Source organism: Butyricicoccus sp. AM32-19, from assembly GCF_003480365.1.
Classification (GTDB): domain Bacteria; phylum Bacillota; class Clostridia; order Oscillospirales; family Butyricicoccaceae; genus Agathobaculum; species Agathobaculum butyriciproducens.
On record NZ_QUIX01000044.1, the window covers coordinates 1 to 345 of the forward strand.

Genomic DNA, 345 nt, shown 5'->3' on the forward strand with positions numbered 1-345 from the left:
AAAGATCTCACACGCACCGAAATGACAGAGCTGATGGAACACATCTTTTCCCTGTCCGAAGTCCAGCGAGCCGTCCGTCACATGGCGATTACCCACATCAGCCAAGCAAACAGAGAAAAGGAGTTGAAAGCCGATGGCACTATTTCATCTGAGCGTCACGCAGACTAAGCGCAGCGCAGGACAGTCCGCTATTGCTTCTGCCGCATACCGAGCCGGGGAACGCTTGTATAGCGAGTATTACGGCGAATACAGCGACTACACCCGCAAGGGCGGCGTGATCTGCTCCGATATTCTCCTGCCGTCCCATGCACCGCCCGAATACACAGACCGCCAGACGCTATGGAA

General features: G+C 55.1%; 1 protein-coding gene and 1 pseudogene. Both read left to right on the forward strand.

The features are described 5' to 3' along the window. Positions 1-168 (forward strand): annotated as a pseudogene (locus DW806_RS14970) (DUF3847 domain-containing protein); the annotation flags it as partial. After that, positions 134-345 (forward strand): MobA/MobL family protein (locus DW806_RS15850; RefSeq protein WP_243022793.1); only part of this gene is annotated, 212 nt, incomplete at its 3' end. The pseudogene DW806_RS14970 and the gene DW806_RS15850, both read left to right, overlap by 35 nt.